The organism is Enterobacter sp. HNDS-6, assembly GCF_039850505.1.
GTDB lineage: Bacteria > Pseudomonadota > Gammaproteobacteria > Enterobacterales > Enterobacteriaceae > Enterobacter > Enterobacter kobei.
In genome coordinates, this window is record NZ_CP156673.1 from 382,468 (window position 1) to 405,364 (window position 22,897).

18 protein-coding genes, 2 pseudogenes and 1 riboswitch are annotated in these 22,897 nt (G+C 52.7%); of the genes and pseudogenes, 12 read left to right on the forward strand and 8 right to left on the reverse strand.

What is annotated here, in order from left to right; genetic code table 11:
* Positions 1 to 24: 24 nt before the first annotated feature.
* Both yegQ and yegS read left to right on the forward strand, forming a co-directional pair.
* Complete coding sequence (gene yegQ / locus ABFI50_RS01740; RefSeq protein ID WP_008500866.1) at positions 25 to 1,386, forward strand: tRNA 5-hydroxyuridine modification protein YegQ; 1,362 nt, start codon at positions 25 to 27, stop codon at positions 1,384 to 1,386.
* Positions 1,387 to 1,634: 248 nt separating this feature from the next.
* Entirely contained in the window at positions 1,635 to 2,534 is a 900-nt protein-coding gene (gene yegS / locus ABFI50_RS01745) for a lipid kinase YegS (protein ID WP_023330892.1), read from the forward strand.
* A 53-nt stretch (positions 2,535 to 2,587) separates the two neighbouring features.
* Here yegS and fbaB read toward each other — a convergent pair whose 3' ends face one another.
* Entirely contained in the window at positions 2,588 to 3,640 is a 1,053-nt protein-coding gene (gene fbaB / locus ABFI50_RS01750) for a class I fructose-bisphosphate aldolase (RefSeq protein ID WP_014170857.1), read from the reverse strand.
* 250 nt (positions 3,641 to 3,890) lie between these two features.
* On the opposite strand from fbaB, the gene ABFI50_RS01755 reads away from it, so the two are divergent.
* From ABFI50_RS01755 to ABFI50_RS01765, 3 genes are read left to right on the forward strand one after another with little or no spacing between them, the layout of a single operon-like run.
* On the forward strand, positions 3,891 to 5,168 hold the full coding sequence (locus ABFI50_RS01755; RefSeq protein ID WP_014884524.1) for a nucleoside permease: 1,278 nt from the start codon (positions 3,891 to 3,893) through the stop codon (positions 5,166 to 5,168).
* The gene (locus tag ABFI50_RS01760; protein ID WP_032636046.1) at positions 5,165 to 6,169 is read left to right on the forward strand and encodes an ADP-ribosylglycohydrolase family protein; all 1,005 of its coding nucleotides are present in this window, start codon (positions 5,165 to 5,167) and stop codon (positions 6,167 to 6,169) included. The genes ABFI50_RS01755 and ABFI50_RS01760 overlap by 4 nt, the downstream gene beginning before the upstream one ends.
* Complete coding sequence (locus ABFI50_RS01765) at positions 6,166 to 7,119, forward strand: PfkB family carbohydrate kinase (RefSeq protein WP_347485205.1); 954 nt, start codon at positions 6,166 to 6,168, stop codon at positions 7,117 to 7,119. Before ABFI50_RS01760 ends, ABFI50_RS01765 begins: the two co-directional genes overlap by 4 nt.
* Here ABFI50_RS01765 and ABFI50_RS01770 read toward each other — a convergent pair.
* Genes ABFI50_RS01770 through thiM form a run of 3 tightly spaced genes read right to left on the reverse strand, consistent with a single transcriptional unit; the run spans position 7,093 to position 9,449 of the window.
* Positions 7,093 to 7,839: a GntR family transcriptional regulator gene (locus ABFI50_RS01770; protein WP_023330895.1), complete on the reverse strand. Its 747-nt coding sequence runs from the start codon at positions 7,837 to 7,839 to the stop codon at positions 7,093 to 7,095. The two genes, ABFI50_RS01765 and ABFI50_RS01770, sit on opposite strands and share 27 nt — an antisense overlap.
* Positions 7,840 to 7,881: 42 nt before the next feature.
* Entirely contained in the window at positions 7,882 to 8,682 is an 801-nt protein-coding gene (gene thiD / locus ABFI50_RS01775) for a bifunctional hydroxymethylpyrimidine kinase/phosphomethylpyrimidine kinase (protein WP_200924350.1), read from the reverse strand.
* Complete coding sequence (gene thiM / locus ABFI50_RS01780) at positions 8,679 to 9,449, reverse strand: hydroxyethylthiazole kinase (protein WP_347485208.1); 771 nt, start codon at positions 9,447 to 9,449, stop codon at positions 8,679 to 8,681. Before thiM ends, thiD begins: the two co-directional genes overlap by 4 nt.
* Before the next feature lie 35 nt (positions 9,450 to 9,484).
* Positions 9,485 to 9,581, reverse strand: a riboswitch (TPP riboswitch).
* A 933-nt stretch (positions 9,582 to 10,514) separates the two neighbouring features.
* Between thiM and ABFI50_RS01785 the strand changes: the two genes are divergently transcribed.
* Both ABFI50_RS01785 and ABFI50_RS01790 read left to right on the forward strand, forming a co-directional pair.
* Complete coding sequence (locus ABFI50_RS01785) at positions 10,515 to 11,534, forward strand: PAAR domain-containing protein (protein WP_347485209.1); 1,020 nt, start codon at positions 10,515 to 10,517, stop codon at positions 11,532 to 11,534.
* Positions 11,527 to 11,787: a hypothetical protein gene (locus tag ABFI50_RS01790; protein ID WP_048997549.1), complete on the forward strand. Its 261-nt coding sequence runs from the start codon at positions 11,527 to 11,529 to the stop codon at positions 11,785 to 11,787. Before ABFI50_RS01785 ends, ABFI50_RS01790 begins: the two co-directional genes overlap by 8 nt.
* Before the next feature lie 109 nt (positions 11,788 to 11,896).
* On the opposite strand, the pseudogene ABFI50_RS01795 reads toward ABFI50_RS01790, so the two are convergent.
* A pseudogene (locus ABFI50_RS01795) lies at positions 11,897 to 12,202 on the reverse strand (integrase); the annotation flags it as partial.
* 408 nt (positions 12,203 to 12,610) lie between these two features.
* Between ABFI50_RS01795 and ABFI50_RS01800 the strand changes: the two are divergent.
* Complete coding sequence (locus ABFI50_RS01800) at positions 12,611 to 14,824, forward strand: glycoside hydrolase family 104 protein (protein ID WP_347485210.1); 2,214 nt, start codon at positions 12,611 to 12,613, stop codon at positions 14,822 to 14,824.
* Positions 14,824 to 15,258, forward strand: a complete 435-nt coding sequence (locus tag ABFI50_RS01805; protein ID WP_347485211.1) for a hypothetical protein — start codon at positions 14,824 to 14,826, stop codon at positions 15,256 to 15,258. Before ABFI50_RS01800 ends, ABFI50_RS01805 begins: the two co-directional genes overlap by 1 nt.
* 47 nt (positions 15,259 to 15,305) lie before the next feature.
* Here ABFI50_RS01805 and ABFI50_RS01810 read toward each other — a convergent pair.
* Positions 15,306 to 16,514 (reverse strand): annotated as a pseudogene (locus ABFI50_RS01810) (IS256 family transposase).
* 203 nt (positions 16,515 to 16,717) lie between these two features.
* Between ABFI50_RS01810 and ABFI50_RS01815 the strand changes: the two are divergent.
* Positions 16,718 to 17,188, forward strand: coding sequence for a hypothetical protein (locus tag ABFI50_RS01815; RefSeq protein WP_347485212.1), 471 nt, complete (start codon positions 16,718 to 16,720; stop codon positions 17,186 to 17,188).
* A 49-nt stretch (positions 17,189 to 17,237) separates the two neighbouring features.
* Here ABFI50_RS01815 and ABFI50_RS01820 read toward each other — a convergent pair whose 3' ends face one another.
* Positions 17,238 to 18,671 (reverse strand): glycoside hydrolase family 32 protein, encoded by a 1,434-nt coding sequence (locus ABFI50_RS01820; RefSeq protein ID WP_347485213.1) that lies wholly within the window; start codon positions 18,669 to 18,671, stop codon positions 17,238 to 17,240.
* Between the two features lie 16 nt (positions 18,672 to 18,687).
* The gene (locus tag ABFI50_RS01825; RefSeq protein ID WP_347485214.1) at positions 18,688 to 19,929 is read right to left on the reverse strand and encodes an MFS transporter; all 1,242 of its coding nucleotides are present in this window, start codon (positions 19,927 to 19,929) and stop codon (positions 18,688 to 18,690) included.
* A 238-nt stretch (positions 19,930 to 20,167) separates the two neighbouring features.
* On the opposite strand from ABFI50_RS01825, the gene ABFI50_RS01830 reads away from it, so the two are divergent.
* A complete protein-coding gene (locus ABFI50_RS01830; RefSeq protein WP_176260742.1) occupies positions 20,168 to 21,175 on the forward strand; it encodes a LacI family DNA-binding transcriptional regulator in 1,008 nt (335 codons plus the stop codon).
* Positions 21,176 to 21,518: 343 nt separating this feature from the next.
* The gene (locus ABFI50_RS01835; RefSeq protein ID WP_014884533.1) at positions 21,519 to 22,895 is read left to right on the forward strand and encodes a diaminobutyrate--2-oxoglutarate transaminase; all 1,377 of its coding nucleotides are present in this window, start codon (positions 21,519 to 21,521) and stop codon (positions 22,893 to 22,895) included.
* Positions 22,896 to 22,897: the final 2 nt, after the last annotated feature.

Genomic DNA, 22,897 nt, shown 5'->3' on the forward strand with positions numbered 1-22,897 from the left:
CCTGTCATCAGAACGAGAACAAACATGTTTAAACCGGAACTCCTTTCCCCGGCGGGAACGCTGCAAAATATGCGTTACGCTTTCGCCTATGGTGCCGACGCCGTTTACGCGGGCCAGCCTCGCTACTCGCTGCGCGTGCGTAACAACGAATTCAACCACGAGAACCTGCAGCTCGGTATCAACGAAGCGCATGCCCTGGGCAAAAAATTCTACGTGGTGGTCAACATCGCGCCGCACAACGCCAAGCTGAAGACGTTCATCCGTGACCTGAAGCCGGTGGTGGATATGGGGCCGGACGCGCTGATCATGTCGGACCCGGGTTTAATCATGCTGGTTCGGGAGAACTTCCCGGAGATGGATATTCACCTCTCGGTACAGGCTAACGCCGTCAACTGGGCGACGGTGAAGTTCTGGAAGCAGATGGGGCTGACCCGCGTTATCCTGTCTCGCGAATTGTCCCTTGAAGAGATCGAAGAGATCCGCACTCAGGTGCCGGATATGGAGATCGAAATCTTCGTTCACGGCGCGCTGTGCATGGCCTACTCCGGCCGCTGCCTGCTTTCCGGCTATATCAACAAGCGCGACCCGAACCAGGGTACCTGCACCAACGCCTGCCGCTGGGAATACAACGTCCAGGAAGGCAAAGAGGACGACATCGGCAACATTGTCCACAAACATGAGCCGATCCCGGTGACCAACGTTGAGCCGACGCTGGGCATCGGCGCACCGACCGACAGCGTGTTTATGATTGAAGAAGCCAAACGTCCGGGCGAGTACATGACCGCCTTTGAAGACGAACACGGCACCTACATCATGAACTCGAAAGATCTGCGCGCTATCGCACACGTTGAACGCCTGACCCAGATGGGTGTGCACTCCCTCAAGATCGAAGGCCGCACCAAATCCTACTACTACTGCGCGCGTACCGCGCAGGTCTACCGCAAGGCCATCGACGATGCGGCAGCCGGTAAACCGTTCGATACCAGCCTGCTGGAAACTCTGGAAGGCCTGGCGCACCGCGGCTATACCGAGGGCTTCCTGCGTCGTCACACTCACGATGACTACCAGAACTACGAGCACGGCTACTCTGTTTCCGAGCGTCAGCAGTTTGTCGGTGATTTCACCGGTGAGCGCAAAGGCGCGCTGGCCGCCGTCGCGGTAAAAAACAAGTTCACCAAAGGCGACAGCCTGGAGCTGATGACCCCGCAGGGCAATATGAACTTCACGCTGGAGCATCTGGAAAACGGTAAAGGCGAAGCGATTGAGGTTGCCCCGGGTGACGGTCATACCGTCTGGCTGCCGGTTCCGGAAGAGGTGGAGCTGAAATTCGCGCTGCTGATGCGTAATTTCAACGGTGAAAGCACCCGAAACCCACACGGTAAATAGTTAATCAGGGGAATTTTTTCACGGTGGGATAATTCTTAGAATCGGATCACATACCGCTTCGTTCAATACGGGTATTATCCCCCCGCTGAAAAACATAACCCATAAATGCTAGCTGTACCAGGAACCACCTCCTTAGCCTGCGTAATCTCCCTTACGCGGGCTTATTTTTTGCCTTTCATCCTGTTCTTACCCGCTTTTTGCCGCTCTGCTATACACTCTTACTAACGCTAAAAAAGGGAGCAGCGCGGATGGCAACCTATCCAGACAGTTTATTGATTCTCAATGGCAAAAGTGCAGGCAACGATCTGTTGCGTCAGGCAATTCAGGGGTTGCGTGACGATGGCGCACGTATCCACGTGCGGGTAACCTGGGAAAAGGGCGACGCGGCACGCTATATCCATGAAGGCTTAACGTTAGGCGTCAGCACTATTATTTCCGGCGGCGGCGACGGCACCATCAATGAGATCGCCTCTGCGCTTATCGACCTTCCCCCGGCTGACCGCCCGGTGATGGGCATCTTACCGCTCGGCACCGCCAATGATTTCGCCACCAGCGCCGGGATCCCGGAAGATTTAGAGAAAGCACTCCAGCTGGCCATCCTTGGCAAAGCCACCGCGGTAGATATTGCCCAGGTGAATGACAAAACCTGCTTTATTAATATGGCGACGGGCGGATTTGGCACGCGCATCACCAGCGAAACGCCGGAAAAGCTGAAGGCGGCGCTGGGCGGCGTGTCTTATCTGATCCACGGTCTGATGCGCATGGATACCCTTAAGCCAGACCGCTGCGAAATTCATGGCGAGGATTTTCACTGGCAGGGAGATGCGCTGGTGATTGGGATTGGCAATGGCCGTCAGGCAGGCGGCGGACAGCAGCTCTGCCCGGAGGCGCTGATCAATGACGGTCAGCTCCAGCTACGTATTTTCACAGGTGACGGCCTGCTGCCCGCGCTGTTTACCACGCTGACGCAGCCCGAAGAGAGCCCGAATATTATTGCCGGGAAATCGGCATGGTTTGAGGTGAATGCCCCGCACGGGATGACCTTTAATCTCGACGGCGAACCGCTGAGCGGGACGCAGTTCCGCATTGAAGTATTGCCCGGCGCGCTGCAGTGCAGATTGCCGCCGGACTGTGTGCTTTTGCGCTGATTGTATTGCCGGGTGGCGGCTACGCCTTACCCGGCCTACGTTTCGTCCTCAGGTCAGGCAATCGTTACTTTGCTGTCCAGATAGACGTCCTGAACCGCATTGATCAGCTTCACGCCGTCGGCCATCGATTTCTTAAACGCCTTACGGCCCAGGATCAGCCCCATGCCGCCCGCGCGTTTGTTAATAACCGCTGTACGCACCGCATCTGACAGGTCAGTGTCGCCCCCTGCAGCCCCGCCGGAGTTGATCAGCCCCGCGCGGCCCATATAGCAGTTCGCCAGCTGGTAGCGCACGAGGTCGATTGGGTTTTCGCTGGTCAGCTTGCTGTAGACGCGATCGTCGGTATAGCCGAAGTTGACCGCTTTATAGCCACCGTTATTCTCGGCCATTTTCTGCTTCACAATATCCGCGCCGATGGTCGCGGCCAGATGGTTCGCCTGCCCGGTCAGGTCAGCGGAGACGTGGTAATCTACCCCGTCTTTTTTGAACGCTGAGTTACGCAGGTACGCCCACAGCACGGTGACCATACCCAGCTCGTGCGCACGCTCAAACGCCGCAGAGATCTCTTCAATCTGACGGCGGGACTGTTCAGAGCCAAAGTAAATCGTCGCGCCAACGGCCACCGCCCCCATATTGAACGCCTGCTCGACGCTGGCGTAGAGGGTCTGGTCATATTCGGTTGGGTAGCTGAGGGTTTCGTTGTGGTTCAACTTCACGAGGAACGGAATGCGGTGGGCATAGCGACGCGAGACGGAGGCCAGCACGCCGTAGGTGGACGCCACACAGTTACAGCCCGCTTCTATCGCCAGTTCAACGATGTTCTTCGGATCGAAATAGAGCGGATTCGCGGCAAAGGAGGCACCCGCCGAGTGTTCAACGCCCTGGTCTACCGGCAGAATAGAGAGATAGCCGGTGCCACCCAGTCGTCCGGTGTTATAGAGCGTTTGCATATTTCGCAGAACCGCTGGCGGACGGTTGTTATCCACCATCACCCGGTCAACATAGTCATGACCAGGCAGGTAAAGCTGGTCGGCTGGAATGGTCATACAACGATGCTGTAAAAGGCTGTCGGCGTCTTTGCCAAGCAACTGCGCAATATCAGTCATGTGATACTCCCGTAAATCCGACATCGTGTCGGTGTGTGTTTATCCCGTCCCATTTTTTATGGGCAGACTAAGCCTGGTACCGACTTAACCGATTTTCCACCCTTTGCATTTTTTTTCAGCACAATCTGCTGGCTCGATTCGTGTACAACAAAACTGTTACATTGATCAAACAATCGCCACAAAGGTATTTAAAAGGTATTATTGAGTGGTATGTTAAAGGCGTACCCTCACTGACATGCAGGATTAAAAAATGAAAACGAAAGTCCAACTGTCATTCATGATGTTCGTTGAATGGTTTATCTGGGGCGCCTGGTTTGTGCCATTGTGGCTGTGGCTGAGTAAAAGCGGGTTTACCGCCGGGGAAATCGGCTGGTCTTATGCCTGTACCGCCATTGCCGCTATTCTCTCGCCTATTCTGGTCGGCTCGCTGACGGACCGCTTCTTCGCCGCCCAGAAAGTGCTGGCGGTACTGATGTTTGCCGGTGCCATTCTGATGTACTTCGCCGCGCAGCAAACCCAGTTCAGCACCTTCTTCCCGCTGCTGCTGGCTTACTCCCTGACCTATATGCCCACCATCGCACTGACCAACAGTATCGCCTTTGCCAACGTGGGCGATGTCGAAGCCGATTTCCCGCGCATCCGCGTGATGGGAACGATCGGCTGGATCGCCTCCGGGCTGGCGTGCGGGTTCCTGCCGCAAATGCTGGGCTATAGCGACATCTCGGATACCAATATTCCGCTGCTGATGACGGCAGCCAGCTCCGCCCTGCTCGGTGTCTTTGCCCTGTTCCTGCCAGACACGCCGCCGAAGAGTACCGGCAAGCTGGATTTCAAAGTCATGCTGGGGCTGGATGCCCTTATCCTGCTGCGTGATAAAAACTTTCTGGTGTTCTTCTTCTGCTCATTTTTATTCGCCATGCCGCTGGCCTTCTATTACATCTTCGCCAACGGCTATCTCACCGAAGTGGGAATGAAAAACGCCACCGGCTGGATGACGCTCGGTCAGTTCTCCGAAATCTTCTTTATGCTGGCCCTGCCGTTCTTCACCAAACGCTTTGGTATTAAGAAGGTCTTACTGCTGGGTCTGATTACGGCCGCCATTCGCTATGGATTCTTCGTTTACGGCGGCGCGGAACAGTACTTCACCTATGCCCTGCTGTTCCTCGGTATTCTGCTGCATGGCGTGAGCTACGACTTCTACTACGTCACCGCGTATATCTACGTGGATAAAAAAGCGCCGGCGCATATGCGCACCGCCGCGCAAGGCCTGATTACGCTGTGCTGTCAGGGTTTTGGTAGCCTGCTGGGTTACCGCCTGGGCGGCGTGATGATGGAAAAAATGTTCGCCTACAAAGAGCCGGTGAATGGGCTGACCTTCAACTGGGCCGGAATGTGGACATTTGGTGGGATCATGATTGCCGTGATCGCCGTGCTGTTTATGCTGTTTTTCCGCGAATCGGACAAAGAGATCACTGCAATTGAGGTGGTTGATGGCGATGCCGCGCTGACACAAGGGGAAGTTAAATGAAGCAAAACCGTATTCTCGGTGCCCTTTACGGGCAGGCATTAGGCGATGCGATGGGCATGCCGTCAGAGCTGTGGCCGAGAAAGCGCGTTAAGGCGCACTTCGGCTGGATCGACCGCTTTTTACCCGGCCCGGCAGAGAATAATGCAGCCTGTTATTTCAGGCAGGCCGAGTTCACCGATGATACCTCGATGGCGCTGTGTCTGGCGGATGCGATTATCGAATGCGACGGACACATTGATGCGGATGTTATCGGCAAACATATCCTGAACTGGGCGCTCGATTTCGACGCGTTTAATAAGAACGTACTCGGCCCGACATCGAAAATCGCGCTAAACGCGATCCGTGACGGGAAACCGGTCAGTGAACTGGAAAACAACGGCGTGACCAACGGGGCAGCGATGCGAGCCTCCCCGCTGGGCTGCCTGCTCCCGGCCACGCGTCTGGAACATTTTGTGGAGCAGGTGGCACTGGCCTCCAGCCCGACCCATAAATCGGATCTTGCCATCGCCGGTGCGGTGGTGATTGCCTGGGCGGTTTCCCGCGCCATCGACGGGGAACGCTGGCAGAACATCGTCGATGCCCTGCCGGGTATCGCCCGCTATGCGCAGGAGGCGAAAACGACCACCTTCAGTGCATCGCTGGCAGCGCGTATTGAGCTGGCGCTTAAGACAGTGCGGGAAGCTAACGGCATCGACTCCGCCAGCGAGCAGATTTATCAGCTCACGGGCGCGGGAACCAGCACCATTGAATCCGTTCCGGCGGCCATTGCGATGGTGGAACTGGCGGGAACCGACCCGAACCGCTGCGCGGTCCTGTGCGCCAACCTGGGCGGCGACACCGACACCATTGGCGCGATGGCAACGGCCATCTGCGGGGCGTTGCATGGCGTGCAGGCGATTGATCCGGCGCTTAAGGCCGAGCTCGACGCCGTCAACCAGCTCGATTTCGGCCACTATTGCGAAAAACTGCTGCACTACCGGGAGCAAAGGGAGGGCGTATGAACTCGTTTGCCCGACGTCTCGAAACCTTGCATGCCACACGCCCGGTGACGGTGCTGGGCGCGGCGGTGATTGACGTCATCGCCGACGCCTACGCCCTGCCCTGGCGCGGGTGCGATATCGAGCTTAAACAGCAGGGTGTGAATATCGGCGGCTGCGCGCTGAACATTGCCATCGCCCTGAAACGACTCGGCATTGCGGCACAAAACGCCCTTCCCGTCGGCCACGGCGTGTGGGCGGATATTATCCGCAACGCGATGGCAAAACAGGATCTGCACAGCGCCGTGGAGGCCGAAACCGGCGACAACGGCTGGTGCCTGGCGCTGGTAGAGCCTGACGGCGAGCGCACCTTTATGTCGTTTAGCGGGGTGGAGAACCAGTGGCAGCCGGGCTGGCTTGATACGCTGTCTGTACCATCACACAGCCTGGTTTATTTGTCCGGATATCAGCTGGCCTCACCGTGCGGTGAGCTGCTGACGAGCTGGCTGGAAGGGTTACAGGAGGTGACGGCCTTGATCGATTTCGGCCCGCGCATCGGGGATATTCCAGACCCCCTTATGGCGCGGATTATGGCCTGCAGGCCGATCGTGTCGCTTAATCGTCAGGAGGCAGAAATTGCGGCAGAAAGACTGGGGGTAAAGCCTGAAAACCTCGGCGTGGCATGGCAGCGGCGTTTCGGCGCCGCGCTGATTGTCCGTCATGATAAAGACGGCGCGGCCTGGTATGACGGTGACGCTTCAGGCGTTGTTCCGGCGTTTCCGGCCACGGTCGTGGATACCATTGGCGCAGGCGACAGCCATGCGGGCGGTACGCTCGCCGGGCTGGCGGCAGGATGGTCACTGGCAGATGCCATTCTGTTGGGGAATGCCGTGGCATCCTGGGTGGTCAGCCACCGCGGCGGTGATTGCGCCCCCACTCGCGAGGAACTACTCCTCGCACACAAAGACGTATAGATCGCTACGACAGTAGCTGATGCTGTACTCAATCGGCCGGTGTTGCTGGTCAAGCGCAACCTGCTTGATCACCAGCACCGGTATTTTTTCGTCCATCTTGATGTGCGCCTGAAACTCGCTGTCCGGCATACGGGCGCTCACCCGTGAACGGGTACGCTGCGGGAAAATATTCTGACTGCGGAAGTAATCGTACAGCGAAATACCAATCGCATCCGGATCGGGAATTAACCCGACCGGCACCCAGGACTCTTCAATCGACACCGCGTCGTCGTCAACATAGCGAATGCGTTTCAGCATGAACACCTCGCTTTCAGGCTCAAGCGACAGCTGGCTGGCCACCTCTTCCGGGCATTTTACCACCCGTTTATTGACCCACAGCGTGTTGGGCGTTTTACCGCGCAGCACCACCTGCTGAGAAAAACCGCGCGCCTCTTTCAGCGAATATTCGAAGATGTTGTGGATTTGCGTTCCGTAACCCCGGGCACGCGTTACAACGCCCTCGGCTTCCAGCGCCTGCATCGCTTTGCGCACGGTGATGCGCGACACGCCGGTTAACTGGCTGAGATCGCGTTCGCCGGGCAGAATATTCCCGTGCTCCAGCACCCCGCTGCGCACCGCGTTTTTTACCGTTTCGGCAAATTTCAGGTACAGCGGTGTGTTATCGGCCGCGGCGATCCGTTCATTCAGTTGAGCGATTAATCGGGTATGCGCTTGTTCCATCTCTGTTTTCTCAGACGTGGTGTTTCCTGCCAGTATACTGGCTTACCACCATGCATGAAAATGATGAACCGGCCCAATACCGTGACCGACTTCCAGAGTATCGGCTTTTGCCAGCGCCGCCGAGAGCCAGGTCTTCGCTTCGCGTACCGTATCTGCCCAATTGTCATGCCGTGGACGCAGCGCCGCCAGCGCGGCAGAGAGCGTACAGCCAGTGCCGTGGGTATTTTTGGTCTGTACGCGCGGGGCGGTAAAACGCACTTCCCCCTCGCGGGTAAAGAGCCAGTCAGGGCTTTCAGCATCATCCAGGTGCCCACCTTTCATCAGCACTGCGCCAGCCCCCATCGCCAGCAGCGCGTTTCCCTGCGCTTTCATTTCACGTTCAGTTTGCGCATGCGATGTGCCTAACAGCGCGGCGGCCTCCGGCAGATTAGGGGTAATGAGCGCCACCTGCGGCAGCAATTTCCGGCGCAACGTCTCAACCGCGGAAGCGGAAAGCAGCGGATCGCCACTTTTTGCCAGCATCACGGTGTCCAGCACCACGTTTTGCACCTGATAACGCTTCAGTCGTTCTGCCACCGCTTCAACAATGTCCGTTTCGGCCAGCATGCCGATTTTGGTGGTATCAATGCGCACGTCGCTGAACACCGAATCAAGCTGCGCGGCAACAAAATCCGGTTCGATTCGGTAAACCGACTGCACGCCGCGCGTATTTTGCGCCACCAGCGCGGTAATCACTGAACAGCCGTACGCGCCGAGGGCCGAGAAGGTTTTCAGGTCAGCCTGGATACCCGCGCCGCCGCTGGGGTCGGTACCGGCAATGGTCAGGGCGTTAATCCGTTTCATGCCTGCTCCTCCAGCGTATAGAGCGCATCAAGGAACCCGCTGGCAAAACTGCCTGGCCCGCGAGCGTGCGCAACGGCAACCGTTCCGGCACGCTTCATCCATCCGCAGGCGGCGGCAACGTTATCCAGCCTGTCGCCCGGCAGCGAACAGCAGGCCGCGACGACGGCGGAGAGCGCACAGCCCGTACCCACCACGCGGGTCATCAGCGGGTCGCCGCCCGCAACCGTTCGGGTGCGCTGTCCGTCAGTGATGTAATCTATTTCCCCCGTCACCGCCACAATGGTATTAGTCTGACGGGCCAGCGCCTGTGCAGCTGGCACCGCGCTGACCGCGGTATCGGTGGTATCAACGCCGCGCCCACCGGCGCTCATTCCGGCAAGGGCAAGGATTTCGGAGGCATTGCCGCGAATGGCGGCCGGTTTAAGGGCAAGAATTTGGTGGCAAAAGCGGGTGCGGAACGTCAGCGCGCCCACGGCCACCGGGTCCAGCGTCCAGGGCTTTCCTGCCGCCACCGCGCTTTCAATCGCCCGACGCATCGACTGGGCGCGTGGCGAGGTCAACGTGCCGACGTTTATCAGCAGGGCATCGGCAATCCCGGCAAACTGTTCAGCTTCTTCGGCCTCAATCACCATCGCAGGGGATGCGCCAAGCGCCAGCAACACGTTAGCCGTGAAGGTCTGTACGACATCGTTGGTCATGCAATGGGTAAGCGGAGAACGGGTACGGAAATGATGTAAAACGTGTAAATCGAGCAGGTCAGGCTGCATGGGTTCGCTCCTGCCTTGCGTGAAGAAGCGATGACCGGTGAGGCATCTGACTTCCCTACGCTGGCATTATCCAGATCAGGTAATACGGGTATTTCTCAGCCTTCACAAAGAAGGGCACCCCGAGTCATTTACTACAAAATCAAAAGCTTGCGATTAATGCTCCTCATTAATCCCTGATCAGGATAGTAATGCCAGCGGGAAGTCTTGTAAACGGCAAAAGCGGCCCTTTTGGGCTATGTGTGACAGTTTGAGTGACCCAATGTGTGCCATGTAGAATGCTCTTTAGTCGTCAACTACCGCGTAAAAAAAGAGATCATGATGGATTTATAAGCATGGGATAACGTTATCTCTATCGTTTCGAATGCTGTAACAGCGCTGAGTGTGGTTGGCGGCGTCGTCTTCGGAGGGGTTAAACTTCAGGAGATGGTGAAGACCAGAAAAATGGAGCGGGTAATTGATTCAGCAATCGCTCTTAAAGAAAAATTTGACAATCTTTTTGACTTCAACAAAGTACATAAAAAAATCCGGGATTAACCCAGCTCTCATGTTTTCAGTTTTCATTGTCGCTGTTTGTTGAGGAAGTACCTGATAGCGCTGTCGAATCCATGCGTGTGGATGCGGTCAAGTAGGTTGGAACGACTGCATTCAGGCATGCGTGCTAAGGCTGACATTTTGATGATTGAATCGCCACAGTCATTTCGGCGGCGTCAGTCCGGAGGACTTAGAACAGGCCTCGTCGCGAGGGCAGGAAATGTCTACTATCGTGGGGTCAGTCCATTAAATGGCTCTGAGGTGTCTGTTAAACCCGTGGCGATTCAACTCATAAGCTATCGGTTGCAGCCTCTTACCTATTGTTACGAAACGAAGTTTCGCTTAAGTCTAATACTTGTTGCTCCAGTAGTCATTGTTTGTAAAATAACCTCCTTGATTATTTCCATAGCAAGCAAAGGGACTTATGAAACAGTACACCAGCGAGCGAACCCCACAGTCAAGTAACAAATTCGTGTTCCGTGAAGGTGACACGCTCCCGAACGGATTTCTGACAATGCCGGGGAGTAAACACTGATGGGAGTCAGAGGTTACTTTTTGTTTAGAGGTGATAAGACTGTTTGCGGCGGGCTTGAAGACGACATACATGGTAAAAGGATTGCCGGAACGCTACACAGCTTTAGCTCCTGCCCCTGCAAGTCGAAGTTCGTTCCTTCAAACTGGTATGATGATTACGAGCTTGGTGGAGAGCCAACAGTAACGCATATGGATTTGTCTCACCTCGTCGAGATGCCTGAACTTCCGGGACCAATTGCCGCCCCTAAAACTGATACCTTTGCTGACACCTGCAAACCAGAAGATAACCCGCTATTGAACGGTGTTTACATCTGGACTGAAACAACAAGTGCAGGTCATGCTTTCGTTTCGGTGCATGAGAATAATAACATCTACCTGTACACCTATGGACGCTATGGACGCACAGACAGAAGTACGCTAACCGGGGATGGGATTTTAGATTTCTTCCAAGATGAAGATGCACGGAAGTATTACCGTTACGAACTTTATGAAATGGGTGCTCGTGCATTTCGGATTGATGATGCCGAACCTGAATTAATCCGTAAGTTCTTCGAAAAATTATGGAATAACGGTGTATCACCGATACAAACACCAAAGATGCAAGATGGCACAATACGAAGAGGCCGCACGATTGATAAGTATGACGTAACAGGGAATAATTGTACCACCCACTCAGTCGAGGGGATCAAGTTTGCTGGTTCAAAGGTATTCGACCACGGTTACACCTCCACGACTACACAGCTACCAATCGACATAGAAGAAGATTTCACTATCCCGGTATCACTACAAAGTTTTCTTGAATTAAAGAGTGCAGATTATTCCTCAATGCTCGTTGTCGAGATGACAAGCACGTTCAAGCAGCAGTATCCCAATATTGAGAACAAAAACCCTCAACCGTTGGGAGGAAGTGCAAAAATCCAACAAGCAGCGGCTGATTCTGCTGCCGTTGCTGGCTCAGCATCTCCATACTCAGGTGGTACAGTAGGCGGCTCATTGGGGAGCACATACGACTATGAATAAGAAGTTCTGGATCAGATGGGCGAGTATCGCGCTTATCTGCATAACGTATTACGTTATCGTGCTGTATTTCGATCTGGTCTTCGCACTCAACTTTTCAGAGACAATGAGCCAGGGTGGAGAGTTTACATCTTCTCAATGCACCTGGTTTGTTAAGGAGCTATCGCAAAATCACTCTGATTCAGCGTTAGCCTCTATTGTTGGTTTCGCTGTCTGCGTACCTCTGATCCTGCTCATCTTCAAAAAGGTGAGATGACCGCTAAGGGCTGGAAGTCTCCAGCCTTTTCCACTTACCCTTTCCCCAATTTTAGACAATAGAAGCATAAAGCTCGTTGGTGGTAAGACAACGCGCGGAGCCGTTAAGATTACCAACACAAGCCGTCAATCACATAAGAAACTGAGGACAAGGGGAACGTATGCAGGTAGCGCCTAGTGATTCCTGAGCCGCTTTTCTCATGTCCTACCACTTGTTGCAAGTGCGCCAGGTTACCAACCCAACCAGCTAAACATGTTGAAATCATGGTATGCCGGAAACTATGCACTAATCGCCGCTGCCCATAATCATCAAGGTACGGAATACCAAGCTGATCACTAACATCTGCTAAAACTTTGCCGATCTTCGGCATGTTCTTACCCGATACCGGAGAGAAGAATATCTTTTTTTATTCACGGATTTGGTTATTATCAGCGTTATGAATAGAGACCTCAGCCCTGCTTTTTTTAGCAAACTCTCTTCCTGACTATTCCAGTCAAGTACTTATAATTAACCATTATGTTAAATAGAGCGGAAAACGAACAGCAAAATGCACTGTTGTGGCAATTTTTCCCTGTGGTGGCGCTCTGTGGTGCAGCGTGGTGAAGGCGTCGCTGGATGTGTCGCCCTTACGATATTCGCTACACACCCCGCGAAATAATTAGGGTACAAACCATTATACCTGACAGATCATCAATAGAGCCGGGGATATTTCTTTTTACTTCAGCTTTATTCAGTAACAAATTTGTCCACTTTTGAAAGTTTGGGTTATGTCTTAAGCGGTGTAATATGAGCAAATAGCCATCATAAACCTAGGGATAGAAGGATGAAAATGGTATTGCCTGTTGATGGCTATCGTTCAGCAACAGAGTTCATGGAGGCCTTACAGGGCAGTGAGGGAGATACTCACTGGTTGATGAAGAAGGCCGAACACTGGCATGGTGGAATCCATATTTATGACAGTTTTGCGGCTAATGCTGTATTTAAACCCGACAGCCACGGTCTGAAATGCATGGCTGATGGTCAGGTGGTCGCCTGGCGATTAAATGATGATTACCAGACAGCACCGTTCAAAAAGAAGATGCTGAAATTCAGCACCACCTTTGTTCTCATCAAGTCAACCTGCACCCCTGATAAGGACAAAACCAATAACGCGCTGGATTTCTACACTCTGTGGATGCAGATAGCTCCGCTTTCTGAGTATGGGGTTACGGACACACCGACAGCCACTGTGACCGCCAGCGCATTGAAAATCCGTCAGGACAACACATTTTCGGGCTGGATGCGTAACGGAATGTCCCAGGGGATAAACGTTCCCCGCGATGCATTGCGTCACTATGAAGCTCCACAAAACACGCATACTACATTACCGCGCGGTTCAGTCGTAGAGATTGAACAAGAGGCGACTTTTATTCTTAACGGCAAACCGGCTCCATTTATTTTCATTACTGTTGTGTCAGTCCCCGAAGGAGCTAAAACCGGATTATCTGTCGGAGAGTCTGGCTGGATTTCTGGGTTGGATAAGTTTGTTAAGAGGCAAGACATTACATTACCAGCGTGGATGCAGGAAGCACGTAAACATGGCGTATTCAATCAGGTCGTAACGGTATCCGCGGAAGATGCACTTCCGATTAAGGCCGGGGATGTTATAGGTCACCTTAGCCTGAACGAACAACCGTATGGCAATTCTCAGTATTTCTGTCATCTGGAAGTATTCAGCCAGGATGCACGAATGAAGGATTTTCTGACAAATAAGGCTGGCGTAACAAAAGGAGTCGGAGAACTGCACACTCTGGCGGATAAAATGCGCTGGCAGCATCGTGACAGAGATAATTCCTTTGTCGTGGCTGGTGTCGGCGGTGACCCTTCGCCAACAACAGCAGAGCGTTACACTCCCGAAACTCTATGCCGCCGACTGGAGGCCGACGGAAAAAACTGGTATTACATTCCCGGCGAGCTGGCATGGATGGCGGCGGAAGATGTGGAGAGGGCAAATCAATTTGACCTTGAAAAACGGGGATTTATACCTCTGGAACAGGAGGACGCCCCACAAAGCATTTTCCAGACCCCAAAAGAAAGCTGGCTACGACAAGCGTTCGGACGACTTGAAGAATTAGCCAGGGGCGAAACACGGGATATGTATTCCTCCAGCTACACCGAAAAGTATCAGAAGTTGCTAAAGCAGATGGATTCAAACCAGGATGGTGTAATTGATGATGGTGAGCTGTGGCGGTTTCTGCACAACCGTCAGCCACATATCCAGTATCAGGTGCAACGCCTGGTGGTGAAGCATCACAGCGAATGGCTTAAAGACGGTACATCAGCTCTTTGGCAGGCAGCGCTTGATGAACAGGCGAAGAAATATCCTGATCTGGCACTATTCAACCGTGACTTCATCAATAAACTGGTGTGGATGAAGGATGTACCAGAGATCCATAGCGATGAAGCTCTGTGGCATATGCACCCAATAGTGTTTCTTGACGCAGTAAGTGTTTCTTCATTATCCCTTGAAGAGGCAAGGGTAAGGGCATTCATGCGTATGCTCCGAGTCGGAGAAGGCACTGTTGGAGAAACCGGCTATGAAACTTTATTTGGTGGACAGTCCTTTATTAAGGACTACCATAAAGACTTTAGCAATCATCCGCAAATTTCGATTACAAGGGACAATTTAACCTCATCAGCAGCTGGTGCATATCAGGTAATGGGGTATACCTGGAATGACCCCAAAATGATCTCTCACCGTGCAATTGCCGGTATTGCGGATTTCACTCCAAAGTCTCAGGATGAATTTTGTGTTCTAATTTTCAAATATAAAAGAAAACATTCATTAGATAAAATCATGTCCGGCGACATCGATGGTGCATTAGATATTTTAAGTTATGAATGGGCAAGTCTTCCGCCTGGAAGGTATGGTCAGCCAGCGAAAACAAAGTCTGAAGCACTTTCTTTATACAATTATTATCTGGATGAAGAAGTTAAGGGACAAACAGATCTTCACCTTGACATTGGTTATATTACAAAAACAGCGGAGTCAGAATAATGAAAACTTGGCCTTTTACATTATTGTTAATTTCAATAGCAACCCATGCAGACTCAAACTTTGGAGTGTGGAGTACTAGTTGTGATGATGATGGTTTTTCTATTACTATTGACAAAAACACCAATCCACTTGTTGTTAATGACAATCAGATTGTTGTCAATGTTCATTCTAACGAAATATCTAAAGAGAAAGTTGATATTTTCTACGACAGTGTAGCTGATCTTGGCCGAGGTGGAATGAATTTTGATTGGAAGAATGTAAGTTCAACTACGCCTCTGGCAGAATTAAACATCGTTAATCGAAATGGCGAATTGCGATGGAATGGATTTTACGATAGAAAGAAATCCAAATATTATTGGGTGAATGATCCTGATTTTGTACAATCTTATGCAAACAATGGCGTAATTAAATTGCATAAGTGCGAAAAAGAATGAATGTTGCGGAGGGAGCCTGTCAGTAATTCTGTGTAACTGCCACTGTGTTAAAGGTGATCGCTCAGGCGGTCACCGAACTCGATAATAAAACGACTCATTGCCAGCCGCCAGTTCTGGATCGGCATACTCCATTTTTTTGACGCATCCTTGATCGCCAGATAAATAACTTTTCGTACTGAGTCATCCGTCGGGAACACCTTGCGTTTCTTAATCGCGGCACGGATCACGCTGTTCAGGGATTCGATTGCGTTTGTTGTGTAGATGGCCTTGCGGATATCCGGCGGATAACTGAAGAGCGTATTGAGGTTTTCCCAGTGCGCACGCCAGCTTTTGCTGATTTGCGGATATTTATCGTCCCAGACTTCCGCGAACGCATCCAGCGCCATCAGCGCCGCCTCTTCGGTCGGGGCCTGATAAACCGTCTTCAGGCCGCTGGTGACGGCTTTGTAGTCCTTCCACGACACGTATTTCAGGCTGTTACGCACCATATGGATGATGCACAGCTGGATATGGGTCTGTGGGTAGACGCTGTTTATTGCATCCGGGAAGCCTTTCAGACCGTCCACGCAGGCAATCAGGATGTCCTGAAGACCGCGATTTTTCAGCTCTGTCAGCACACTCAGCCAGAACTTTGCACCTTCATTTTCGGCCAGCCACATGCCCAGTAATTCTTTCTGGCCTTCGGTGTTAATGCCCAGTGCGAGGAAGACGGCATTGTTGATTACGCTGCCATTCTGACGGACTTTGACGACAATGCAGTCCATCTAAACAATGGGATACAGCGCATCCAACTGCCGGTTTTGCCACTCCGTGACCTGCTCTTTTACAGCGTCGGTCACTTTAGATATCAGCGTGGGCGACACATCGGCGTCGTACATCTCTTTGAAGGTGGCGACGATTTCGCGGGTAGTCATGCCTTTGGCGTAGAGGGATAAAATCTGGCTGTCCATCTGCGTAATGCGCGTCTGGTGCTGCTTAATCAGCTGCGGTTCGAAGGTGTTTTCACGGTCACGCGGCGTGTTCAGCTCTATCTCGCCGTCATCGCACAACACCGTTTTTGACGAGTAGCCATTGCGGGTGTTTGAGCCTGTTTTGGGCGCATTTTTCTCATGCCCGAGGTGGTCAGTCAGCTCTGCATTAAGCGCCGTTTCGACGGTAAGCTTCGTCAACATGCGGGAAAAAGCATTAAGATCGGCTTCGGTTTTAAGGCCTTTAGCCAGTTCAGCCGCAAGGGCTTTGAGTTTCTTTTCGTCCATAATTGCCTGTCTCCGTTGTTGGAGTGAACATATCAAAATCAGGCAATTACACAATTTTAATTACAGTCTCTGTTATCTCTGTAATAGTGTACCTGATGCTTATTATCGTTGGCGCATGGTTAGGTATTATGTATTAGGCTTATTATATTTGCGGCTATTAAACTTTCTTCTATAGAATATTTTTCATCAAAGGTATTATCGTAATGATAAAGTCACTCTTAGCGGTATTAATAGCTGGCGCTGCCATCCTGCTTTCTGCGTGTACTTCACCTGCTCAGCGCATGGCCGAATGTGAACGCCAGGGCATTAGCAAAGATACCAGCTACCTGGCTGAGCAAAATCGCCAGAATGCTTATAATGAAGCCGCACAAAATGCAGCATGGTCGAACGCGCGTGATGCCGCAGCGGGTACGGGTATCTGGGCTAAAAAAGACGTGAAACAACATGCTCAGGCGGCCAAAGCGGTACACGCCTTTAAATGGGAAGGAATGAAGATCACAATTAAAGGCGAGATCCTGGATGTCGATGGCGTATTGGGCGCGCTGGATGAAAATGAGCCTCAGGCAAAAGTTTATTCACAAGGGCTATACACCTTCATTTACTATCCTGCTAAAGGCAAATTAGCGGTGAGTAAAGAAGGAAAGTTTGAAGGCTACGCAACAAAGATTAAATAGAAAACAGAGGCGACACCTGTCGCCTTTTTAATTTGCAGGCCTTAACGTATTACTCTAGCTGCCACGCCCCGGCATCAATAAGCGATGCGGTTCCCGTCCAGGCAAACATTGCCAGTTCGCGCACCCCTTCATCAGGATAAATGCGGCTGCTCAGGCACGCCTCCCCTTCATTGACAAACACTTCCACTGACGAGCTGTCAACGAACAGGCGCAGGCTTAGCGTGTCGTTCAGGTTCAGCGCGACGCTTCGGGTACCGCACAGGCCATACTGCGGATAATAACGCTCCAGCACCAGGCGCTGCATCTGCGCATCAACATAGACGCGTAAGCCATCTCCAAAACGAATGCCGTATTGCTCTGCACCGCTGTTGGCGCAATCCCACTTCAGCATGACCTCCATCGCGTCGCAGTGTTCCACCAGAGTAATCTGCTGGTTTTTAAGAGTACTTACTGGCCAGGGGAACCACTCTCCCCGGAGGCCTTCGACCTCTCTGGCCGGTCGCATTTGCAGGCGGTTATCCGCACTCAGCGTCAGTTCACGCGGTAAAGAGAGCATGCCAGCCCATCCATCTTCCTGCTCCGGCAGTGGGGATTCCCACATGTCCAGCCAGCCGATAACGATACGGCGGCCATCAGGGGTCAGGAAACTTTGTGGCGCATAGAAATCATGTCCGCGATCCATCTCCACAAACTCACCTTCTCGCACAAAAGGCTGACCAGGCTGCCACTCGCCCAACAGATAGCCACTCTGAAATAGATTACGATTTTTGTATCCTTCAGCCACCACTCCCTGAGGTGAAAACATCAGTACGCGCTTGCCATTGAGAGTGAAAAAGTCAGGGCATTCCCACATATACCCCATCTCTTTTTCTGCCACCGCAAGCACGCCCATATCCTGCCACGCGTGCAGATCTTCAGAGCGATACACGCGCACCTGACCCGTTTCGCCGTCCCGCGCACCGACGACCATGTACCAGCTCTCCCCTTCACGCCACACTTTCGGGTCACGGAAGTGATGCAGGCCAGGCGGCGTGTCAACAACCATGCCTTCCCGGCTAAAATGAATACCATCACGGCTGGTCGCCAGACACTGCACCTGGTAGAGATTTGCCTCATCATCAGGATCGCCGTGGAATTTATGTCCGGTGTAAATCAGCGCAAGCGTATCGCCATCCACCACTGCCGATCCGGAAAAACAGCCATCCTTGTCTTCTGGTCCTTCTGGCGCTAGTGCAACCGGGAGATGTTCCCAGTGAACTAAATCCTTGCTGCGCGCATGGCCCCAGTGCATCGGGCCCCACTGGGTCGAATACGGATGATGTTGATAAAAGGCGTGATACCAGCCATCAAACCAGACCAGGCCATTAGGGTCGTTCATCCAGCCAGCGCGTGCAGCGAGGTGGTAACGCGGATACCAGCGCAGGTTAAGCCCCTCGCGTCTGGACTGAAGTTCCTGCTCTGCTTTCGTAATGGAATACGTCATTTCTCTACTCTTTCGATCAGATAGTGGAAGGTTGCGGCATGAGCGGGTCAGAAGAGGACTTACCCGAGCGCAAAAGGAAGATGGAGATAAACGTGGTGCTGAACACTAACAGCCCCATAATCAGATAAGACTGGGCAAAACCGTATTTCTCATAGCTGTAACCTGCCAGCGGCGACAGGACTGAGGCAATTACCGAGCTTGTACAGGCGAAGCCCACCAGATAAAGGGTGGAAGAGAGCCGCTTATCAAAATGTAAACTGTTGTATTTAAAGATTGAGACCAGCAAAACAGGCAGTTCTACTGCGTGCAATAGTTTGGTTATGGAGATCAATACCGGCCCCTCAACCAAACCCGATGCCACCATACGCATCGCCATCACCATTCCCGCGAAAATCAGGCCATTCTTCGCGCCGAGGCGATTCACCAGCCAGGGGGCGCAGAACATCCCCGCCGCTTCAAGGAAAACCTGGAAGGAGTTGAGGTAGCCGTACATGGCGTTCCCTTCCTGCAACGTCGGGAACTGGGAGGAGAAATAGACCGGAAACTGCTGGTCGTAAACGCCGTAAATGCAGGTCCCGATTACGAAAAACACCAGCGCCCAGAAGCGTGGCAGCGTCAGCAGGCGCAGCGCGTCTTCCAGCGTGACCTTGCCGCCGGAGACCGCTTCCTGCATGGCGTGCGGTGCCGAAGAGACCCTGAGACGCGCCAGCAAAATAAAAAACACCAGTCCTGCGCAGCTCGCGACAGCGAAATTCAGCTTCGGATCGATGTTAAACAAGAGTCCCGCAAAAAAGGTCGCCACTGCCCAGCCAAGCGATCCCCACATCCTCGCTTTGCCGAATTCAAACTGGCTTTGGCGTGCCACGCGCTCAGTATAGGATTCCAGTACCCCTATCCCGCCGTTAAACGTCAAACCGATAAAAACCCCGCCGAAAATACTGCCGAGTAAAACGTTAATCTGCAGCAGATAACCAAACAGCAAAAACGCCGGACCCGAAAGAATGAGCAGACTGGTCAAAAACCAGAGCAGGTTTTTTCGCAGACCGAGCTTGTCCTGAATGAATCCATAGCAGATTTGAGCAAACAGCGCAGAGACTGAAAGCACGGCATAGATAATGCCGGTATCCCCTGCCTTTAAGCCCACTTCCTGGTGGAGCCAGATAGAAAGCAACGAGCCGGAAGACGACCAGGTCACAAAAAAGAAAAACAGTAATGTGCTTAATAAAGGGTAGCTGTGAGAGTGATGCGTTTTCATCATGACATTCTCATGTTGGAGTAATGACGCGATGGTAACGTTAACATAATTTTATTCTCATGCTGTTTGACTAAGATTTATGATGTTAATCACGAAAGTTAACGTTAACATTGAAGGAGTGCGATCGCGATCAAATATTCATCTGTGATCGCTGCACGACACTACCCCTGAACAGGCTTTCCTTTTACATCAGTTACTTAGTTGTATATTCTCTCTTACAGATCATTGACGGAGTAAGAAAATGGCTTCCCTGAAGGACGTCGCAAAGCTGGCGAACGTGTCTCTGATGACCGTATCACGTGCGCTTAACAGCCCAGAGCGCCTAAAACCGGAAACGCTGGCGCGCGTACATCGGGCCATCGAGCAGACCAACTATGTGCCCGATCTGTCCGCCAAGAAGATACGTGGTGCACATGCCTCACCTAAAACCATCGGCGTGCTGGCCCTTGATACGGTGACGACACCTTTCTCGGTGGAGATTACGCTGTCCATTGAAGAGACCGCCAGGATGCACGGCTGGAACAGCTTCGTGATGAATATGTTTAGCGATGATAATCCGGACGCCATTGTCGACCTTCTCCTGTCTCATCGGCCTGACGGGATTATTTACACCACCATGGGGCTACGTCAGGTTCCTATCCCGGCTAAGTTGCTCACCCTGCCCTGTGTGTTAGCCAACTGCGAAAGTGACGGTGAACGGGTAGCCAGCTATATTCCAGATGACGAACTGGGGCAGTACACCGCCGTGCGCGCGTTGCTTGCGGAGGGCTATCAACAACCACTCTGCCTGCATTTGCCTGCGGGCCACCTGGCCACAACCCGACGCCGTCAGGGGCTGGAACGCGCATGCCTTGAAGCGGGAATCGACCCGGATAGCCTGGAGCACAACTATATGGCGCCCGGCGATGAGCACTATCGTGACATTCCCTCAGTGTTGCTGGCGCGCATCCAGAATGGTGTCCCACGGTTCGACGCCGTGATCTGCGGCAACGACCGCATCGCGTTGATGGTCTATCAGACGCTACTGGCGCAAGGGTTTCGCATTCCCGAGGATGTCGCGGTTATCGGCTACGACAATATGGTCGGCATTGGGGAACTCTTCCTCCCTCCGCTCTCTACGGTTCAGTTGCCGCATTATGAAATTGGTCGCCTGAGCGCCCTGCATATTATTAACGGTGAGCAACACCTGGAAACCACACGTGTTGAAAGTCCATATTTAAAGCGTGATTCCGTTGCGCATGCATCCTGACCGCAGCTTTTTGCACAGGTCGCAGAAATAAGCGTGCAAAGGAGGCGGCTTACCTCCTTTTCATCAAGCGAATCGCACAATTTGCCACACTCTTTTTTATGATTTTACAATCAGGGCGTAAAGTACGTAACAGGCTGTTTTTATTTACCATAAAGTGTAATTTCCTCTCCTTAAACGGGGATAAACCCGCCCCTGTAACCCATGTCACAAAACAGTAAACAAATTAACCATTGAGCCCCGTGGCAAAAGGCTCTATATTGGCGGCGTTTTTTTCAGGCCCCATCTGTTTTTTAACTTTTTATTCAATCGTGGCTCATAACGAAGCGGCGGTTGTAGGAGTGATATGATGACGGATAAAGTCCGTATTGACACTGTAGATGCCCACAAAAGCAACGAAACCTATCTGGCCCGTCAGGCCGAGTTTGAATCTAACGTCAGGAGTTATCCGCGCAAACTGCCTTTAGCGATCACTAAAGCAGAAGGCGTGTGGATCACCGATGCAGATAATAAAGAATACCTTGACTGTTTAGCAGGTGCAGGGACCCTTGCGCTTGGACATAACCATCCTGATGTGCTGAAAAGCATCCAAAATGTCATTACCAGCGGCTTGCCGTTACATACACTGGATCTGACGACGCCTCTGAAAGACGCGTTTTCTGAATACCTGCTCTCTCTTCTGCCGGGTCAGGGCAAAGAGTACTGCCTGCAGTTCACCGGTCCATCCGGTGCTGACGCCGTTGAAGCGGCGCTGAAGCTGGCGAAAAAAGTGACCGGTCGTAGCGGTATCATCAGCTTCTCAGGTGGTTACCACGGGATGACCCACGGCGCACTGTCCGTGACGGGTAACCTGTCTCCGAAAGAAGCGGTTGACGGTATGATGCCAGAAGTGCAGTTCATGCCTTACCCGCACGAATACCGCTGCCCACTGGGTATCGGTGGTGAAGCGGGTGTTAAAGCGCTGACCTACTACTTCGACAACCTGATTAACGACGTTGAAAGCGGCGTGCGTAAACCTGCAGCGGTGATCCTCGAAGCCGTTCAGGGTGAAGGCGGCGTGAACCCGGCTCCGGCTGAGTGGCTGCAGCGCATCCGTAAAGTGACGCAGGAACATGGCATTCTGCTGATCCTCGACGAAGTTCAGGCAGGCTTTGCCCGTACCGGTAAATTCTTCGCCTTCGAACACGCGGGCATTGAGCCAGACATTATCGTGATGTCTAAAGCCGTTGGCGGCGGTCTGCCGCTGGCCGTGCTCGGTATCAAAAAGCAGTTCGACGCATGGGCACCGGGTCACCACACCGGCACCTTCCGCGGCAACCAGCTGGCGATGGCAACCGGTCTGACGACGCTGAAAATCCTGAAAGACCAGAACATCGCAGGCAAAGTGGCTGCACAGGGCGAATGGCTGAAAGGCCAGCTGAAAGAGATGGCGAAACGTTATCCGGTCATCGGCCACGTTCGCGGTCTGGGCATGATGATCGGTATTGAGATCGTTAAGCCACACGAAGCGGCTGACCACATGGGTTGCTTCCCGGGCGACGGCGAGCTGTCTGCACTGATTCAGAAGAAATGCTTCGAAGCCGGTCTGATTCTGGAACGTGGTGGTCGCAATGGTATCGTTCTGCGTCTGCTGCCTTCTCTGCTGATCAGCGATGAAGAGCTGAAAATCTTCCTGGATAAATTCGAGCAGGCACTGCTTGCTGCGGGCGTTCGCCCGGCGTAACC

Bases quoted from the DNA above. Each gene is read 5' to 3' on its own strand.
- ABFI50_RS01760 (WP_032636046.1), top strand. From the start codon at position 5,165: ATGAAGCAAAACCGTATTCTCGGTGCCCTTTACGGGCAGGCATTAGGC.
- yegQ (WP_008500866.1), top strand. From the start codon at position 25: ATGTTTAAACCGGAACTCCTTTCCCCGGCGGGAACGCTGCAAAATATG.
- ABFI50_RS01755 (WP_014884524.1), top strand. From the start codon at position 3,891: ATGAAAACGAAAGTCCAACTGTCATTCATGATGTTCGTTGAATGGTTT.
- thiM (WP_347485208.1), bottom strand. From the start codon at position 9,449: ATGCAGCCTGACCTGCTCGATTTACACGTTTTACATCATTTCCGTACC.
- ABFI50_RS01815 (WP_347485212.1), top strand. From the start codon at position 16,718: ATGATAAAGTCACTCTTAGCGGTATTAATAGCTGGCGCTGCCATCCTG.
- thiD (WP_200924350.1), bottom strand. From the start codon at position 8,682: ATGAAACGGATTAACGCCCTGACCATTGCCGGTACCGACCCCAGCGGC.
- ABFI50_RS01800 (WP_347485210.1), top strand. From the start codon at position 12,611: ATGAAAATGGTATTGCCTGTTGATGGCTATCGTTCAGCAACAGAGTTC.
- ABFI50_RS01825 (WP_347485214.1), bottom strand. From the start codon at position 19,929: ATGATGAAAACGCATCACTCTCACAGCTACCCTTTATTAAGCACATTA.
- yegS (WP_023330892.1), top strand. From the start codon at position 1,635: ATGGCAACCTATCCAGACAGTTTATTGATTCTCAATGGCAAAAGTGCA.
- ABFI50_RS01805 (WP_347485211.1), top strand. From the start codon at position 14,824: ATGAAAACTTGGCCTTTTACATTATTGTTAATTTCAATAGCAACCCAT.
- ABFI50_RS01830 (WP_176260742.1), top strand. From the start codon at position 20,168: ATGGCTTCCCTGAAGGACGTCGCAAAGCTGGCGAACGTGTCTCTGATG.
- ABFI50_RS01765 (WP_347485205.1), top strand. From the start codon at position 6,166: ATGAACTCGTTTGCCCGACGTCTCGAAACCTTGCATGCCACACGCCCG.
- ABFI50_RS01770 (WP_023330895.1), bottom strand. From the start codon at position 7,839: ATGGAACAAGCGCATACCCGATTAATCGCTCAACTGAATGAACGGATC.
- ABFI50_RS01790 (WP_048997549.1), top strand. From the start codon at position 11,527: ATGAATAAGAAGTTCTGGATCAGATGGGCGAGTATCGCGCTTATCTGC.
- ABFI50_RS01820 (WP_347485213.1), bottom strand. From the start codon at position 18,671: ATGACGTATTCCATTACGAAAGCAGAGCAGGAACTTCAGTCCAGACGC.
- fbaB (WP_014170857.1), bottom strand. From the start codon at position 3,640: ATGACTGATATTGCGCAGTTGCTTGGCAAAGACGCCGACAGCCTTTTA.
- ABFI50_RS01785 (WP_347485209.1), top strand. From the start codon at position 10,515: ATGGGAGTCAGAGGTTACTTTTTGTTTAGAGGTGATAAGACTGTTTGC.
- ABFI50_RS01835 (WP_014884533.1), top strand. From the start codon at position 21,519: ATGATGACGGATAAAGTCCGTATTGACACTGTAGATGCCCACAAAAGC.